16 protein-coding genes are annotated in these 18,374 nt (G+C 36.8%); 13 read left to right on the top strand and 3 right to left on the bottom strand.

From position 1 onward, the window contains the following. The 13 genes from IAE45_RS14180 to IAE45_RS14240 form a co-directional block, all read left to right on the top strand. Positions 1–591 (top strand): MucBP domain-containing protein (locus IAE45_RS14180; RefSeq protein ID WP_200143137.1); only part of this gene is annotated, 591 nt, incomplete at its 5' end. A 594-nt stretch (positions 592–1,185) separates the two neighbouring features. After that, positions 1,186–2,373 carry an AI-2E family transporter gene (locus IAE45_RS14185; RefSeq protein WP_233619073.1) on the top strand — a complete coding sequence of 396 codons (1,188 nt, stop codon included), beginning with the start codon at positions 1,186–1,188 and terminating at the stop codon, positions 2,371–2,373. Between the two features lie 414 nt (positions 2,374–2,787). After that, positions 2,788–3,219, top strand: coding sequence for a MarR family winged helix-turn-helix transcriptional regulator (locus tag IAE45_RS14190; RefSeq protein ID WP_077454066.1), 432 nt, complete (start codon positions 2,788–2,790; stop codon positions 3,217–3,219). Further along, positions 3,212–5,467, top strand: coding sequence for an ATP-binding cassette domain-containing protein (locus IAE45_RS14195; protein WP_081119390.1), 2,256 nt, complete (start codon positions 3,212–3,214; stop codon positions 5,465–5,467). Before IAE45_RS14190 ends, IAE45_RS14195 begins: the two co-directional genes overlap by 8 nt. A gap of 537 nt (positions 5,468–6,004) precedes the next feature. Beyond that, positions 6,005–6,865 (top strand): AraC family transcriptional regulator, encoded by an 861-nt coding sequence (locus IAE45_RS14200; protein ID WP_081119386.1) that lies wholly within the window; start codon positions 6,005–6,007, stop codon positions 6,863–6,865. A 624-nt stretch (positions 6,866–7,489) separates the two neighbouring features. Next, positions 7,490–8,167: an ATP-binding cassette domain-containing protein gene (locus IAE45_RS14205; protein ID WP_081119385.1), complete on the top strand. Its 678-nt coding sequence runs from the start codon at positions 7,490–7,492 to the stop codon at positions 8,165–8,167. Then, positions 8,164–9,324 carry a hypothetical protein gene (locus tag IAE45_RS14210; RefSeq protein ID WP_081119384.1) on the top strand — a complete coding sequence of 387 codons (1,161 nt, stop codon included), beginning with the start codon at positions 8,164–8,166 and terminating at the stop codon, positions 9,322–9,324. The genes IAE45_RS14205 and IAE45_RS14210 overlap by 4 nt, the downstream gene beginning before the upstream one ends. A 95-nt stretch (positions 9,325–9,419) precedes the next feature. Next, positions 9,420–9,554 (top strand): hypothetical protein, encoded by a 135-nt coding sequence (locus tag IAE45_RS19215; RefSeq protein WP_267472752.1) that lies wholly within the window; start codon positions 9,420–9,422, stop codon positions 9,552–9,554. Positions 9,555–9,794: 240 nt separating this feature from the next. Further along, complete coding sequence (locus IAE45_RS14220) at positions 9,795–10,247, top strand: MarR family winged helix-turn-helix transcriptional regulator (RefSeq protein WP_081119383.1); 453 nt, start codon at positions 9,795–9,797, stop codon at positions 10,245–10,247. A gap of 198 nt (positions 10,248–10,445) precedes the next feature. Then, positions 10,446–11,144, top strand: coding sequence for a B3/B4 domain-containing protein (locus IAE45_RS14225; protein ID WP_081119382.1), 699 nt, complete (start codon positions 10,446–10,448; stop codon positions 11,142–11,144). A gap of 252 nt (positions 11,145–11,396) precedes the next feature. After that, positions 11,397–13,958, top strand: a complete 2,562-nt coding sequence (locus IAE45_RS14230) for a cation-translocating P-type ATPase (protein ID WP_081119381.1) — start codon at positions 11,397–11,399, stop codon at positions 13,956–13,958. Between the two features lie 309 nt (positions 13,959–14,267). Beyond that, the gene (locus tag IAE45_RS14235) at positions 14,268–14,729 is read left to right on the top strand and encodes a helix-turn-helix domain-containing protein (RefSeq protein WP_081119380.1); all 462 of its coding nucleotides are present in this window, start codon (positions 14,268–14,270) and stop codon (positions 14,727–14,729) included. Positions 14,730–14,871: 142 nt separating this feature from the next. Next, complete coding sequence (locus tag IAE45_RS14240) at positions 14,872–15,066, top strand: hypothetical protein (protein WP_081119379.1); 195 nt, start codon at positions 14,872–14,874, stop codon at positions 15,064–15,066. A gap of 493 nt (positions 15,067–15,559) precedes the next feature. Here the strand turns inward: IAE45_RS14240 and IAE45_RS14245 are convergent, their stop codons facing one another. From IAE45_RS14245 to IAE45_RS14255, 3 genes are all read right to left on the bottom strand, one after another. Then, on the bottom strand, positions 15,560–16,612 hold the full coding sequence (locus tag IAE45_RS14245; protein ID WP_081119378.1) for a zinc-binding alcohol dehydrogenase family protein: 1,053 nt from the start codon (positions 16,610–16,612) through the stop codon (positions 15,560–15,562). A gap of 75 nt (positions 16,613–16,687) precedes the next feature. Beyond that, positions 16,688–17,776 carry an L-dopachrome tautomerase-related protein gene (locus tag IAE45_RS14250; protein ID WP_081119377.1) on the bottom strand — a complete coding sequence of 363 codons (1,089 nt, stop codon included), beginning with the start codon at positions 17,774–17,776 and terminating at the stop codon, positions 16,688–16,690. A 26-nt stretch (positions 17,777–17,802) separates the two neighbouring features. Then, entirely contained in the window at positions 17,803–18,333 is a 531-nt protein-coding gene (locus tag IAE45_RS14255; protein WP_077454086.1) for a YbhB/YbcL family Raf kinase inhibitor-like protein, read from the bottom strand. Positions 18,334–18,374: the final 41 nt, after the last annotated feature.

Raw genomic sequence — 18,374 nt, forward strand, 5'->3', positions numbered from 1 at the left:
CAAGAAGTCGTGTACGTATATGAACGCAGCGATGCAGGACCAGTCACAGTGAAGTATCAAGATTCCGAAGGGAATCAGTTGGCAGACCCAACGGTATTAAGCGGAAAAGTAGGGTTACCATATACAAGCGAAGCCAAAGAGATCCCAGGGTGGTATGTAGTAGAAACCCCAGATAATGCTTCCGGCACCTTCAGTGATACAGGGCAAGAAGTCGTGTACGTATATGAACGCAGCGATGCAGCACCAGTCACAGTGAAATATCAAGATTCCGAAGGGAATCAGTTGGCAGACCCAACGGTATTAAGCGGAAAAGTAGGGTTACCATATACAAGCGAAGCCAAAGAGATCCCAGGGTGGTATGTAGTAGAAACCCCAGATAATGCTTCAGGTACTTTCAGTGACGCAGCTGAAGAAGTCGTGTACGTATATAACACTAAAGCGCATAATCCTAAGAACAATGGTAATTCAAATAATCATTTACCAAAAACTGGACAACAGATTAAAGGACAACTGATTTTAAGTAGTGTCGGAGCTTTGTTAGTCACACTCGTATTTGTAGCAATTAAAAAACGTAAAAGAAGTAATCGATAAGAGGAAGAAAGAGTGTTCAGAAAATGATCGTTTCTGGACACTCTTTTTGAATCAAATTTCTAATAATACTATTCGATATTGTGTATAGAAACCTACAATGAAATCTATGTCTAGATAAAATAGGAGTCGCTAAATATAAGAATAATTCATTTAAGGAATTGCAAACTTTAAAGTTCTTGATTCATTAATGTTTCACCTGTTTTTCATTTTTGATTAAGCTCATTTTATTATGTTCATTTAAGCTAACGGTATAATTTTTTGGGAGGCTGATTTCGCATTGATAATTAAAATTTATTTATTGTGAATGATTATAAAAAGTTCTGAAAATACTAAAATAATAAAGGGCGGTTGTCAAATAATATAAAGAAGATAGCTCATTAATCAATCTGAAAAACACCTCTAGGCTAGAGATATAGCTTAGAGGTATTTTCATGACTAATTATGGTAAGATTATTAAATAAAAGTTGTCTTCATTTCAAATCGCATCGAATCCTCAAGTGCGGGAGATTAGTAAATGAAAAGGTCCATTTGGGGTGAGCTAATCTTTACAAGAAAAGAAGGTTGATTTAGATAATGAAAGAACGGGGAGAAGAAATGAAAAAGAAACATAAAGTGATACAAATGTTGGGTGGGGCTACACTCTTATACATCTTAGCGGTCCTGTTTATAGGCGGCGCAACACTATTGCTGTTCAAAAATCTTACCTTTTTGATTGAGCCAGTAGTTAAAGTATTTCAGGTGGTTCTTCCTCCGTTGACTATGACGCTCGTTTTATATTTTGTACTTAAACCAGTTGTAAAGTTTTTGGTAGGGCTAGGACTTTCAAAAGTACTGAGTATTATTATTACATTATGCACACTTACTGCTGCCTTTATCTTGTCAACTGCCCTCGCACTTCCGTTACTTATCCAACAATTTGAACGATTGATCGAAAATTTCCCAAATTATCTGATCGAAGCTGAACGAGTAATAGAAACTTTTATACAAAATACTAGATATGAACAAGCATATCATGAGGGACTCGAAGTTCTGGCGAATTGGATAAATCAAGTTTCTAATAATGTGGGCGTGTATCTGGGTAATATTATTTTCGGTGCTTCACAAGTATTTTCAACGATTACCCATGTCCTATTGTTGTTAATGACAGTGCCGATCATCACGTTCTTTTTATTGAAAAATGACCGTCAATTTGTAGAGTATTCTTTAGGTATCTTCCCACCTAGATTACGTCATGAAGTCAAAGAAATCATTCGGACGATGGAAAATCAGGTGGGCGCCTATCTAAAGGGCCAACTAGTCGTTTGTGTGATCATAGGAACATTGACTTTTATTGGCTTCATAATTATCGACATGCCTTTTTCTGGAAGCTTAGCATTTCTTGTTGGCGCAACAGCTATCGTTCCTTATATCGGACCGGTTGTCGCCTTTTTCCCTTGTGCAATCATTGCAATCATGACGTCTCCTACGATGTTCATTCAGTTGTGCATTGTCTGGATCGTTGTTCAATTATTAAATGGGGAGCTGATCGAACCTCAGGTCATGGGAAAACATATGGTGATCCATCCAGTAACAATTATTTTTGTGCTATGGATAATGGGTGAACTTTTCGGCATGTTTGGGTTGATTTTCGGTATACCACTTTATGCAATCGGGAAAGTGTTAGTGGTTTTTGGGTTTCGAAAATTTAAGCAGCGATACAATCGCATACATGCGGAAGATGTTCCTTATGAAGAAACTGAATTTAGTTTAGAATCATACACTAAGAAAAGCAGCCATGGTTAACGAGGGAAACCTGTTGAACAAATGAATTTAAGTACGCATGTCCTGCTCAAATTGATTGTCATAAAAGGTGCGATCTAAATTGATCGTTTGAGTTAAATCATTTGCTTCGATAGTGAAAGAAAGATTTTTAATACATAGAGTGCTTGGAAATATCTATTTTCTGAGTACTCTATTTTTAGTTTGGGCTGATGACTTTCCGATAATTAAGTTTTCCAGTGTCAGAAATTCATTCGATCATGACTCCTTTTTATCCATCCCAATAACTTGTCGTTTTTCTACGAAAGAGGCTGCTTGACTAAGCAGGAATCAACGCACAACAATGATAAACGTCAGATGGATAGACTACCTATTTGACATCTGATTTCCCAAATGATATATTTTCCAAGTAGAAATCAATTTGAGGGGAAGTTTTCCATGAATAATTTAGAAGAGGTATTAGTAAACTTACAATGTGAATTGGTGGCGGAAAGAACCAGACTAAATCCTAAAACAATTAGTTGGCTTCAATATGATATTTTAAATATTCTAAATTCTGAAACTGAGATGCGCCCATCAAAAATGAGTGTTTTGCTAGGAATTAGTAGGACAAAACTTTCAAAGGCGTTAAAAGAGTTAAAATTAATGAATTATATTCAACAGAAACCCAATGATGCAGATGGTCGAGAACTACTCACTTTTTTGACAAAAGAGGGAAGTCATTTATTAACAACTATTGATAATGGACATACACACTTATCTGAAATCGCAAATGCAGTTTTTAATCGGAAGGAAAAAGAGCAGTTCGCTGAACTAGCAAAGAAATATTTAGAAGCGCTTAAAACGGAAAGGCTGAGGTATGATGAATGATCTCATTTCTATCGAAGGAGCTAAAACAAACAATTTAAAAAATCTTTCTCTGAAACTTTCTAAGTATCAAGTAACTGTCGTAACAGGTGTTTCAGGCTCGGGAAAATCTTCTTTGGTATTCGATACCTTAGCAGCTGAATCCCAACGATTACTAAACGAGACTTATTCGAGTTATATCCAACAGCTACTACCTCACTATTCTCAACCAATCGTTGATAAAATAGAAAATCTACCAGTATCTATTGTGATTAATCAGAAGAAACTAGGAGGAAATGCACGTTCCACAGTTGGAACTGTAACAGATATATATTCAAGTTTAAGGCTGCTATTCTCGCGGGTTGCAATCCCTTTTATTGGATATTCTATGAATTATTCGTTTAATAATCCCAAGGGCATGTGTGAAGTTTGTAAGGGATTAGGTGAGATCAAAGAGATTGATGTCGATAAGTTAATCGATTTTGACAAATCCTTATCAGAGGGAGCCATTCAATTTCCTACTTTTCAACCGGGAGGATGGCGCCTGTCTAGGTATACAGAATCTGGTAATTTCGATAACAATAAAAAAATTAAAGATTATCTAGCAGAAGAATTGGACCTTTTACTAAATGATCTCGGCAGCACTCCAAGTAATCCTACGAATAATTGGCCAAAAACTGCACGTTATGAGGGGATCATTCCCAGAATTACCAAAAATTTTATCGAAAAAGAGAGCACGCAATATAGTGCACCATTAAATCACATTCTGCAAGTGAAAGAATGTCCCAATTGTCAAGGAACTAGAGTAAGTAAACTTGTTCGCTCTGCAAAGATAAATGGAAAATCTATCGCAGACTGTGTAAGGATGCCTATTCCTGAACTAAGCAAATTTATTAAAGGGATTCATTCTTCTGCTGTTCAGGTGATTTTGAAAGATTTAAGTAAGAAACTACAGAGTTTGGAGGAAGTTGGCTTAGGTTATTTATTTCTTAACCGTCCAACATTAACATTATCTGGTGGAGAATCCCAAAGAATAAAAATGGTTAAGCATCTTAACAGTGCTCTTAGTGATATTCTATATATTTTTGATGAGCCTAGTATTGGACTCCATCCAGAAGATATTCAAAAAATAGCAAAGATAATTAGGGGGTTAAAAGATAAAGGAAATACTGTTGTTCTTGTTGACCACGATCCGGATATTATACAAATTGCAGACCATATTATTGAGATCGGTCCTGGATCCGGGGATAGCGGTGGAAATATCACCTTTGAAGGAACCTATGATGAACTACTGAAGTCGAACACCATCACTGGAAGAGCGTTGGCAGATAAGTTGAACGTTAATACCCAAAGACAACAATTTTCTTCCTATTACGAATTAAATGAGGTTAGTTTGCACAATGTTGTAAACGCTTCTGTGGTATTGCCAAAGCAAGCATTAACGGTTGTAACCGGAGTAGCTGGTTCTGGGAAGAGCACACTCATTCGCTATCTTTTCAAAAAAAAATATCCTGAAGCAAGTATATTAGACCAGAGTCAGATAAATGGCAACATTCGCTCAAATGTTCTCACGTATCTAAATGTCTTTGATAAGATTCGGAGCATCTACGCGCAATGTTCTGGTAAAAGTGCCTCTCTTTTCAGCTATAACGGTACAGGAGCATGTCCTCTGTGCAAAGGCAAAGGAGTGATAAAAATGGATTTAGCTTTTATGGGGGATGTAGAGCAAGTTTGTGAGAAATGCCGAGGAAAAAGATATAACGATGAAGCCTTATCTATTTTATGGCATGGTTTCACTATTTACGATATCTTACAATTATCAGTTCGAAAAGCAGTAGATTTGTTTGATGATCGCTTATTGATCAGAACGATGCAAATTCTCATGGATGTTCGTTTAGAGTATATGAAGTTGGGGCAGTCGCTAGATACATTTTCTGGTGGAGAACTTCAGCGTTTAAAGATAGCAAAAATAATTGCTCAAGATACTTCTAATTGTCTAATATTAGATGAACCATCTACCGGCCTTCATGAGGCGGATATTGACAAGCTGTTATTATTGTTGAATAAACTTTTGCAAAAAGGAAATACATTGATTGTTCTAGAGCACAATCTCAAAATAATTAGTCAGGCTCAATGGCTTATCGAAATGGGACCTGGCGGGGGGAACTTTGGAGGCAAAGTATTGTTTCAAGGGTATCCAATAGACTTATTAACGTTAGAAGATTCATACACAGCAAAGCATCTGAAAAGATATATAAAAAACAATAATTAAAAAAGTGTTTATAAGAATTTCAGTTCATGATTTTTTTAACAGCTATATGATGGACAGAAATTTAATAGCTTTTGACCTTCTTAATTTTTCGACAAAGAGTGTTCAGAGAATGACTGTTTTCTGGACATTCTTTTCTTTGAACAAATTTCTATGAAAAGTATTCTATATAGTGCACAGAAACTCGTAACAAAATCTATGTTCAGCTGAAAATAGGAGACGATGAATTTTAGAACAGTTCGTTACCGGAAGAATATCCACGAAGTTTCAGAGAAAAACGATAAAAACATAAAAAAAATCCTCTAGACTCATTCAAATCTATCGAGTATTCTGTTAGCAATTGTGAGTAAGGAGGTGTTTAATAGTTGTTGAAGAAAAACAAGTTGGAAAAAGGCACTATTTTTATAGGAGTACGTGCATGAAGTTTAAGTTTAAACGATTCGTCATTACAATAGGTGAAACCGATAATATTAGTCTAGCATTTATCAAGTCCGATAACGGAATCTTATATAGAATCAGTACATAGGTGAGGTGGAAGAAATGATTCAAGAGTTGAATCGGTTGATGACGTATATCGAAGAGCGATTAACAAAAGAGATTTCACTGGCAGAGGCTGCTAAAACGATGGGGTTATCTGAATACCATTTAAAGCGTACGTTTTCATTTATTGCTGGGATTTCATTAGTAGAATATGTCAGAAATCGACGGTTGGCATTGGCTAATAGTGATTTAATCAAAGGTGAATCCGTAACAGAAGTAGCTTTTAAATACGGCTACCAGTCCGTAGAGGGATTTTCAAGAGCATTCCGAGAATGGTCAGGCTTCTTGCCTTCCGAGATTATCAAAAATCAGTTTCAAAAGTCTTTTCCTCCACTATCCTTTTATATTAATGTTAAAGGAGGAGTTTCAATGGATTTTAAAATTGAAGAAAAACCCACATTCAATTTAGTGGGTGTCTCAAAGCGTGTTCCCATACAATTTGAAGGAACAAACAAGGTGGTTCAAGAGCTGGCACAATCAATGACGGAAAAGCAACGAACAGAAATGCGTAAATTAGGGAATATGTATCCTAATCAGGTGTTGAACGCTTCCTACGGGTTCGATGAAGGAAGGATGGAAGAAACAGGAGAACTAACACATTTCATCGGTTTTGCGACAACACAAGAAAATATTTTTGATGATTTGGAGCAACTGCCTATTGCGAAACACAAATGGGCGATTTTCCCAAATAAGGGACCATTTCCTCAGACTTTACAAGATACTTGGGGAAAGATCTACTCTGAATGGCTGCCCTCTTCAAACTACGAATTGGTCCAAGCCCCAGAGATTTCTTTTACAAACTATGATGAAGGTTTAGAAAGTTGTTACAGTGAGATTTGGGTTGCAGTGAAAGAGAAATAAACAATTCTTTCAACGAAAAAATAAAGTAAAGATCATCATTAACCAGAATAAGTCGGCTTTCAGATGACTTATTCTGGTTTTTTGAGGGTCAATATATAGATGTGATGGAAGTACTCGGTACATAGGCAATAACTGTAGCTACTATGTGTTTGAAATCTAAAATTATTTAATTGATTTTAATTTTAATGAATCGATTTATTTAAATTAAAAATGTTAGAAAATATAGACAATTTTGTTTTCCTACTATATATTAAATTAAAAGGAAGGGCTTTACTAGGAGGATAAGATAAAAAAAGTTGTTAATGTCGGTTTTTTAGTTATAACTATTGCCTCATTGTTTTTCGCTGCGGGAGCTAGCATTGCAAGTGCTGCGACTATGATGTAACTGTAAAAAGTAGTCGAGTACAAGTGTTAGATATATTGGGACGTATTACTTCTACAACCAATTATTGGAGAACAATTCGCTATACAAGATATTGTCACCCTGTCGATGAGAAAAAGACTAAGTACTATTCTGGACTTCATGCGATTGTTACTACAAACTATATCTACGATTATAGATAAATAAACGTTTAAAAGACACCCCTTCCTTTCTTAATAGCCAGTTTTAGGAGTGATACAACAATGATTGAGATTAGAGACATGAGTAAACAATTTGGTAGTACCACGATTTTTCATAATTGCAATTTAACATTTGAAAAGCATTCGCTTATCGGTTGTATTGGCCCAAATGGGGTAGGAAAAACTACATTTCTCTCGTTGCTTTCTGGTATTTTCAAAGCGACTACGGGAGAAATCAGAGTGTTTGATCAGACTATCAATAGTACAGCAGATGCAGTAGGCAAAGTTTCCTTTTTCTTAGATGAAAAAATTTTGAGTCAAGAATTGACGGGGAAACAGCATTTAGAAGCTCTTCCCAATCTTAATCCAGAATTAGTAAAAGAGTATGTCGCCTATTTTTCTTTTTCAGATGCTTTAAAGAAAAAAGTAAAGAAGTATTCTTTAGGGATGAGACAATTGCTTTTATTGATAATGACACTAAGTCTCGACACAGATATTTTGTTACTGGATGAAGTTCTTAATGGATTAGATCCAAAAAATCGGAAATTAACCATTCGGTTATTGAATAAACTAAAAGGAAATAAACTTATCTTTTTCTCGTCTCACCAATTAATAGATGTCACTGAGCTCTCTGACAAAATTTTGATTTTTACTCATCAAAAAATCGTCGAGTATAGTAAAGAAGAGATTTCTATAGAGTATCTAGAACAACATGTTTTTAATATTGGTGAAGCTATATGAAAAAAATTATTTACTTGGAATTTTTAAAACTCATAAATAATAAAAAAAATCAAGCAATGCTCGTATTTGCAGTATTACTAATTGGAGTACAGTTATACTCAACCAATCAATTAAGCAATCGCTTTATTGATACTACACTACCTGAGTTAGAGGATCGTATTTCTATGATTTCTTCTGAACAAGATAATGCAAAGCTTGAGATGGAAGACTCAGGCATTGACGAAGAAGACAAAAAGTTTCTTAGCGAGTATATTGAGAAAACTGATAAAATATTAAATATTATCTATCAGCAAAGAACAGCATTAGAGCAATCAAATATGAATCAATATTGGTCCTTAGAAAAAACAATTTTAGAGTTTACAGATGAAATGGATGATGGCTATCAGCATCCCGACGTAGACCCTATGAACGTTTCGTCCAAGCCTAGAATAATGAAATTGCAATATATTTTCGATAATCAGATAGAAGTAGATACTGATCTGGATATTCCAGTGAAAGCTTGGAGTTCTTTAGGAGAAATAACTAGTAGCTTTTTGTCTTCGGTTATTTTCATTTTATTACTTTTAGTGTTTTTTGGGGATTTAACTAGCGGAGATTATGAAAACAAAAGTCGGTTTCTTTATTCATTAACGGTCAAAAAGAAAGCAAATATTCTTTTATCGAAATTTGTTGTTTCATTGATGGGTATGTTTAGTATAGTTATAGGTTTATCATTGATGAACTTTATTATCCAAGGGTTGATGAATGGATTTGGCTCACCACTTTCGCCAATAGTTATTGGAAATGATCCTAATAATCTATCCATTACTCCTGTTTCTTTATTTTTGCTTTCTTACATCACCTATAGTCTAGTTGTATTTGCTTTTATATCAATGTTGCTAATAGCATTGGGAATATTGATAAAAAAGAACATTATTGTAATAGGTAGTAGTGTACTTGTTTACTACGGATTTTCATTGATTCAAGATCATCCTTTGGTAAAAGAGTATATTCAATATATTCCACTAAGCTATTTAGATTCATTTTCAGTAATATCACAATCGAAAGGTTTTATGAATGATACTACTTGGATTGTGGGATCGCTTTATTTAGTTATCTTGTCTATAGCTCTTTTCTTACTTTCGAAGTATCTTATTAAAGAAAAGAACTTATACTAAATACTATGTAGAATAGGAAGAGGAAAAGAGAAAACACTCTTTTTCTCTTTTTTATTAATAACATGTTTTTATTTTTTATGACTCGTTGTGTTCATTTGTCAAAGTTTTTAGAAAAAGTCAGTGGCAACATTGCGACAGGGGTGAAAAATCCCTACTTACCGATGACAGAATGGGGCTGGCAAATTGAACCAGTCGGACGCCGAATCTCCTTGCTTTCCCTGTTGGTCTAAGCAATCATCTTCATGAATTTGGTTTTGAAATTAGGAGAAATTCGAATAGTATTTCTACTTGGAATGATTGTAAAAGGAGAGTACAGAGAAGTTTTTCTCGGTATTATCCTGTTTTTTTGAGACAAGCTTATGCAATACACCCATTTTCTAAGAGTGAGTAAAAAAGTAAATCAAGCCCATTATTGTTGCGTATGCAACAATAATGGGCTATTATAGTGCTAGATAGGGAGGGGATAGTTCGTGGAGGATATACTTCGTGAGATAGGTTCGATCAGTAGAATGTTGGAATCCATTGCCAATATTGAATTTAAAGAAGTTCAACTCAGTAAAGGACAATACATTTACTTAGTTCGTATATTTGAAAATGAAGGAATTATTCCTGAACGACTAGCCGAACGGATCAAAGTTGATCGCACGACTTTGTCCCGGGCGGTAAAAAAATTAGAGGAAAATGGCTTCATTCTAAAAGAGTCAGACAAAGAAAATAAAAAAATCAAACACTTATACACAACCATCAAAGGAAAACAGGCGGTTCAATTAATCATAAGAGAAAATAACTATTCAAATGAAGTAGCGATTCAACAGTTATCTGCTTTAGAAAGAAAAAATCTTGCGGAAATGCTGGCAAAAATAAAATCTTCGGTAGAAGTTGATTGGGTCAACGTCAAGAATGGGATCAAAAGAGACTATTGAACGAATAACGCAACTGGGGAGATTGGATCTGATTGAATGTACATTCATGCTCCCTAGGAAAAGAAGCACAGGCAGCTGATATTTTGTTAAAAAGGATATAGCTCGGGTGGCTCCTGAAAAAACAGAGAGCCTGAAAAATAAAGGACATGAATTTGTTCAAATAAACTAAATAGGAGTGTAGAGAAAGTGAAGAAAATAATGATCGATCAAGAATTTTGGGCACTATTTCCAGAAGCACAAATCAACTGCCTTGTTGTAAAAAATATAAACAATGTTGCCGATGCTGCACACGAAACGTTTTTTACTGACTTGCTAAAAAGTAGTAAAGAACAAGCAAAGCGCTACTTAACGACCGACACCTTCAGTGAAAACCAGGTGATCCAAGAATGGCGAAGCGCTTTTCAGCAATTTAAAACGAAAAAAGGGGTACGCTCTTCCATCGAAGCACTGTTGAAACGGGTGAATCAAGACAGAGAATTTTCTCCCATCAATCCCCTAGTAGATATTTATAATAGTATTTCCTTGAAATATGGTGTCCCTTTAGGCGGAGAAGACCTCGATACAATCGTTGGCGACCTTCACTTAGGCGTTGCAAAAGGCGGCGAATCCTTTTTCCCTTTAGGTGCAGATATTGACTCCCCAGCTTTGGAAAAGGAAATCATTTACTATGATGAGAAAGGTGCAATTTGCCGATGTTTGAATTGGCGGGAAGCCCAACGTACGATGTTAACAGAAGAGACCACCAATGCTGTTTTATTCATTGAATCGATCAATGAAACGCAACGGGATCGTGCGAATGAAGCAATCAAAGAGTTAAGTCAGTTGATTCAAGAGTATTTTAAAGTAGCAGGTAATGATTATGTGCTAAGTAAAGAAAGTCCTGAAATCATTTTGTAAGGGCGAACTTCTTGTCTATAGGATCAGGATGTACACGTACTTTTTCTCGATTTTGCATACCATTCACTCATTTTGATTGGCCAACGTGAAAATCTTGACCCAAATATTCGGATGTGCAATAATTAGGTGGAATTTAAATAATGACATTAGATTTGTTCGCCGGAATAAATCTTATTGAAGTCAGAAAAACTAACCTTAGGCTTTTATGGTTAGTTTGTCTGACTTCTTTTTTGTTTTAGGAGGTATAGGCAGATGTTAAAAGAACAATTGAAAGAAAAAGGAAAGAGCCCTAACCAGTCGGGACTTTCCAGTAAAGAAGCAGAAATGAAGCTAGAAAAATATGGGTTTAATTCCATAGAAAGCAAAGAGGAGAAGCACTTTTATGACTATTTGAAAGAGTCGATGAAGGATATTACCATCTTGATTTTAATCGTTGCAACACTCTTATCTAGTTATGTTGCATTTCAAAATCATCCTGATGATTTTACGGAACCAATAGTCATCTTTTCAATTGTCATTCTTAATCTATATTTGTCGATTCGACAGCAAAAACATGCGGAAAAATCAATAAGTGAATTAAATAAGATGAGTGTTCCCGTAAGTAAAGTATTCAGAGATGGGGCGTTAAAAGAGATTGAAAGTTTGAACATTGTTCCTGGTGATATTGTTCAGTTGGCATTAGGGGACCGTATTCCAGCAGATGCTAAACTTTTAACTAGTAGTAATTTCTTTGTTGATGAATCGTTTCTAACTGGTGAAAGTGAACCAAGTGAAAAAGACCCCACCTATATTTCTTCTAGTGAAGATTCTTTAGGGGACAGAAAAGACTTGGTTTTTTCTGGCTCATTAGTAGTCACAGGAAAAGCAAACGTTCGAGTTGAAAAGACAGGAATGAATACGGAAATTGGTAAAATATCGAGCTTATTAAGCAAGGAAGAAACAACCGTAGCACCTCTACAAATAAAAATGCAAAAACTTGGGAAAGTTCTAGGACTAATCGCTATTCTCTCTGGCTTTCTAGCGATTGCTATAGGAATCAGCAAAGGACTATCTTTAGAGACCAGTATCATGACCGCAATATCCATGGCTGTTGCTGCTATTCCAGAGGTTTTGCCAGTCGTAGTAACAATCTCTCTAGCAGTTGGTATGAGGAATATGGCACTGAAGAAAACCATCGTTAGGACTCCTTCAACAGTAGAAACCGTTGGAGGTGTTTCAATTATCTGCTCAGATAAAACTGGAACGATTACCGAAAATAAGATGATCGTAAAAGAAGTTATTATGATGAAGGATAGACTGACTTCCTGCTTAGAAATAACAGAAGAGAAGGAAAAAAATCTCTTATTTCTTTTCTATCTTGCTAGCTCGATGGAAGAAAATGCAACAGTAACCAGTAATCCAACAGAGTTGGCGATCAGAAAAAAACTGGCATCGCTCTTCACTAAAGAGGAACTAGGTAAAGTCGCTTCAACCTTTGAACAGATTCATGAAGTTCCCTTTGATTCAAAACGAAAAAGAATGACTGTCTTATATAAAGTAAACGACCAATATGTTTCTGTCACAAAAGGGGCTTTTGATCGCTTGGATCTCATTGATGCGAACAACCCTACCTACTTGAATAAGCATGATGAGTTGGCCAATCAAGCCTATCGTGTTTTGGGCGTTGCTTATAAAAGATACGATGAAAAACCTACACGTCTTACTGAAGAAATTCTTGAAAGTCAGTTAGAATTTGCAGGATTTGTTGGGATTATCGACCCAGCTCGGCCCGAAAGCTATACGGCTGTTTCTATTGCAAAACAAGCAGGGATTCAAACCGTAATGATCACAGGGGACCACTTACTGACAGCAAAGAAAATCGCAGAGGATGTAGGAATTCTCACCGATGGGAAAAAAGCAATGACCGGAGCGGATTTACATGAAATGAGCGATGAAAAATTAGCTCGTGTGATTGATGACTATCGAGTCTTTGCTCGTACTTCCCCAGAAGATAAAATTCGAATCGTAAAAGCATTCCAAAAAAACGATGAGATTGTCGCTATGACTGGCGATGGTGTCAATGATGCACCTGCATTAAAAGCAGCTGATGTAGGGATCGCAATGGGAGGTGGCACAGAAGTAGCAAAGGAAGCTTCTGATATGGTTTTAGTAGACGATAATTTTGCGACGATTGTGCAGGCGGTTGAAGAAGGACGACGGGTATACAGCAATATCAGAAAATCATTATATGCGATGCTTGGTTGCAATATTTCTGCACTGACGATCGTTTTAATTTCCTTGCTCGTTGGGTGGGGAGCACCTGTTACAGCGGTTCAATTGTTAATCATAAAAGTAGTTGCAGATGGAATCCCAGGAATGAGTCTTAGTATTGAACCAGTCGATAAAAAAGCAATGGAGGAAGCCCCTATCACTAAATACACGAGCATTTTTGCGCAAGGATTATTGGTAAAAATTGTAGAAATTTCAATTGTTTTTACAGGCGTCACATTAGGCGCGATTCTAATTGGACGTCTAGAATCGATAGAGGTTTCGCAGACAATGACATTTATTGTATTGGGATTATCAACTATTGTGCATATGTTTAATTGTAGAAGTAAAGAATCTATCCTGAAGCTGCGTTTTTTGAGCAATCCGTTGTTAGTAATGACAACCTTCATAGGTGCATTGATTATTATCTTGTTAGTAACGATTCCATTCACGCAAACCATTTTTGGCTTTGTCTCTCTTCGTGCAGTTGACTGGCTATGGGTAATCGGCTTATCCATTTTTCCTTTAGTGTATATTGAAGTGAAAAAATACTTTGGCTTGTTTTAATGTGAATGATAGGAAGAGAATCTTCTATTAACATATTTTCTTGAGAAATGAGGGAGGGCAAAAACTGGGAAGTTTTTGCGTCTCCTTTAATTATTTACAGATGCTTATGATTTCTGGTTTGATATTATTTAGAAGATATCAGAATGCACAACAACTATTGTTGTAAGGAAGGATTCGGTAGTATATTTCAGGTAAATCACCAGAAGTAGCTAAAAATCCCCTCTATTCTACTCTCTTTTTCAAGAATTCCTGTTAAATGGTAGGTTTTATGTCAAAATGAAAGGTAGAAATCGATGAGGAGTGGTCAATATGAAAGACACGATATTAGCAATGAAGCTGAAAGAATATAGAGAAAAAAACAAGCTAACGCAAAGTATGCTAGCAGAATTATTAGAAGTAAGTGACAAGACAATCTCAAAATGGGAGTTAGGTGCTACCTACCCTAGCAAAAAAAATATGATCAAAATAGCCGAAGAATTGGATATCTCATTAGAAACATTACTTTTGGAAGAAACTAAGAAAGACAATGAGAATTTAAAAGTAAGTATCAAGTATGGGGTGATTAGTTTTTGCTTGCTCTTTTTTGTCACGATGATCGTTACTTCGTTCAATCAAGACTTCAGCACGATTATGAATCTTTCTATTCAAGAAAAATTTGGTGTGCTTTTAAACACTGCTTTAAAATTATTGAGCATCTCGGTGCCGCCAGCGATCATCATTGGCTCCGTGTTTTATTTTTATATCTTCCCTAAAAATAAAAAAGAGAACTAACCATTTCCTCGGTTTCGACAGAAATGGTAGATTAGAGTATAGGAATCAAGTAATGGACAGAAAAACGCATTTTAGATAAAAAAGAATGCTCAGTCTGGCTAGTGTGAAAAGCGCATAAATTTTATAAGAAGGGGAGAACAGGATGGGATTCTTTGGTAAAAAGAAAGAAGTCAGAAATTTAACGAAGGAAGAAGAAGCAGAGATCAAAGAAGAAATGGCACGACAAATGCTTTCAAAAAACGAAAATGATATTGGCATGGTCAAGAAAATTAAAGTCCTGACAAACATGAGTACAGGACAAGCGAAAGACCTATTCCTGAAATTTAGGGATGAGTGAACCGAGAATTAATCGGATAGGGAATCAGATAGCGATTGCCCTTCAAGAAGGCGATATTTTGCTTATTATGTTTCTTTCAAAATTGAGATGAATAAAAAGGGAGAATAGATATGAAGAAAAAAAACTCTGAAAAATGGTATTTTTGGGTACTTGTTGTCATAATGGTTGTTGTCTTTTTCTATCTTACTAAGTAAAGAGAATGAATTTTCTTGAAAATAAACACTTACTAAGAATGACTATTTTTTAAGTTATGAATGGATGATGATTTTATGAAAAACGAATATGGATTTACCTTGATTTCAGTTTTAACTATGTTATCCATTAGATTATTATATTGATGAATGAAGCATCCAGAGACCCATTGTTTTCTGAATGCTTTTTTCATCTACAAATCATTCTTTGAGAATCCGGCTGTTACGAAAAATCAGTGATAGTGTATTAGAATATATGATGAATTCTGTTGAAGGGAGCATTCATTAAATGGCTCGGGCGATTAATTCCCTGTAGGGTTTCCATTAAAAGGACCACTTACGACGACTTTTCCCAACATATGGCCACTTTCGACATCTCTCGTTGCGCGCTTCAAATTTGCCGCGTTGATTCCATCCGAATAGACTTTGCTTAAGGTTGTTTTTAGTGTCCCTTCATTTGCTAAATCAGCAATCATTTTTAGCGCTTGTCCTTGTGTCTCGATTTGATAGTCGTGGTCTGTTTTAGCGAACATATACTCCCAATCAAAGCTAACAGAAAGGTTTTTCCATACACTTAAATCAAGGGGCTCGTGAATGCCAACGATCGTGCCCACATGACCATAAGGTTTTACCAAATGGCTGATTTGATCAAAGTATTGGGTGATGTCAAACAAGACAGCGATATAACCGACATTCGGAACGCCTAATTCTCGAAAGCTGTCTCTTAGGTCATGATGGTAGTCTAAAGGGTGGTCAACCCCGGTTTTTTGAAGCCAGTCAAAATTTTTTGAACTAGCGGTAGCATACACTTCTAGACCTGCCCAATGAGCCAACTGATTCAGTATCGATCCGACACCACCCGCACCATTGATAACGAGAATACTTTTCCCTTGATTGGCGTTTTCTTTAGGAGTCAAGCCGAATTTTTCAAACAGCAATTCATAAGCGGTTAATGCAGTCAATGGGAATGCAGCCGCCTCTTCATCTGTTAAATTTTTAGGGGCTAGAGCAACGATCCGTTCATCGACTGCTTGATATTCTTGATTGCTTCCTGATCGAGTGGTGGTTCCTGCATAAAAGACCCGATCACCAACAGTAAATTTCATGACATCTTTTCCGACAGCGACCACTTCTCCGACCGCATCAAAACCTAAGATACGCAGGGCATTTCGCTTGCGAGTCGTTTGCCGTAATTTGGTGTCGACTGGATTGACCGAAACGGCTTTGATTTTTACTAATAAATCACGAGGACCTGGAACAGGGATTCCTTCTTTTTGGTCAATAAAACTATGCGTAGATTCAATTGGCAGGCCTTCGAAAAAGCCTATTACATTCATCGTTTTCTGTTCTGACATCTTAATTCCTCCTTTTCTGGATAGAAAATCGTATTATTTCTTTTACGTATTGCCCTCCATTTGGATCAAGACCGGTTAGTTTGCTTTCGCAGGACCTTTCCCGATAAAAATGCGGAACAGACTGTAAGGCTTCTCTCTCAGGTCTTCTCCTTTGTGAAAACTAGCCTGCCGTTGCAGCTGGTTGGCGTTAAAATATAAGTATTGATCTGGTCCAATAGATAAAGTATCTGGCCATAAAATACGCGGATCGTGAGCCAAAGTTTCCATAGTACCATCCGTGTGAATCACACGAATGCTGTTGTTTTCATAGTCGCCAGCATAGATCGTTCCATCTTCTGCCGTAATCATGCCATCGGAGGCGCCTTTTTCGCCCCAATCTTTAACATGTGCTTCTAACGCATGATCGTCAATTTCTTTGTTGAAAATTTTATCAGTTTCAATTGAGTATAAATGTCGACTGGATAAAGGACTAAAAAACAAGGTTTTTCCATCGGGAGAAATCGCTAGGCCGTCAGCTGCCACTTGCCAAGGCGAAGTTGTTCCATCAGCCGAGCGATTTAACAAAATCTCGCCTTCAACTTTAGGAATAAAGGCTGGATCAACCGCGGTGGAGGGTGCGCCATCTAAAATACGAAACGCATCGCCAGTACCTAAATCGAGTACGATCAACGCACCAGGACCGGTAATAGAAGAATCGGTTATATAGGCTACCCCTTCAGAACCGCGGCGTAAATCAATTTGAACATCATTCAAATACGTAGAGTCTAGGACGACATCCGGTGAAAAAGTATAGACTTTGCGAATTTGATTAGTACTTAAATCCACAGCAACCAGTTTTGCACCACCCTTAACAGGAACGGTGAATTTGGGTGCAGCGGTATCCAATACCCACAAAGTACCAGCACCATCAGCAACAATACTTTGTACACTTAGAAATCCGTTTTCCGGATTTTGAGGATCAAATGCATTCGCTTCTTGGCTAGGATAAGGAATTAATTTGCCGTCTACTCGTTCAACGACTGTCGCGGTTACTTGGTCTCCCCATTCAGGAAAATTAATAAAGATTCTCCCGGTTTCCGATAAGCTAACACCGGTAGGCATCGCACCATAAAATTCATGGACTTGTTCTAGTTTGCCAAAATAGTTTTCTTTTGCAGCATTCATTACGTATCTTCCTCTCTGAGCTTTCCCTATTTCACTTCGACTTCAAAGTTCACAACACCACGAGCTAGGACATGTCCAAAGGTATTAAAAATGAAAAAGGCTGGGGTAGAATCCTCAGGAATTTCAACTTTCTCAATAGCCAATGCCCAAACCGTTAAGAAGTAGTGATGAACACCATGACCTTTGGGCGGCGCAGCACCAATATATTTTTTCATGCGGGCATCATTTGGTAATTGAACGGCTCCTTGTGGCAGCTTTGCGTTATCGCTACTGCCGGCTCCTTGTGATAATTCCTCTACAGAAGCGGGGATATTCATGACTGCCCAATGCCAGAATCCGGATCCAGTTGGTGCATCAGGGTCGTATAAGGTAACCGCATAGCTTTTCGTATTGCTTGGTGCACCGGTCCAATGAAGCTCTGGTGAAATGTCTTGTCCATCCTCAATCCCAAAATCGCCAGACATAAATTTCTTATCCATAAGTTTCCCGTCAACAATGTCCTTACTGGTCACGTGAAACGCTGGCACGTCTTGTAATCCTAAAAATGGATCGTTCATACTATCTCCTCCTTGAAACGTGTTTTTGTAACAAGGACAGC

The sequence above is a fragment of the Enterococcus sp. S53 genome (genome assembly GCF_016516865.1).
GTDB lineage: Bacteria > Bacillota > Bacilli > Lactobacillales > Enterococcaceae > Enterococcus_D > Enterococcus_D innesii.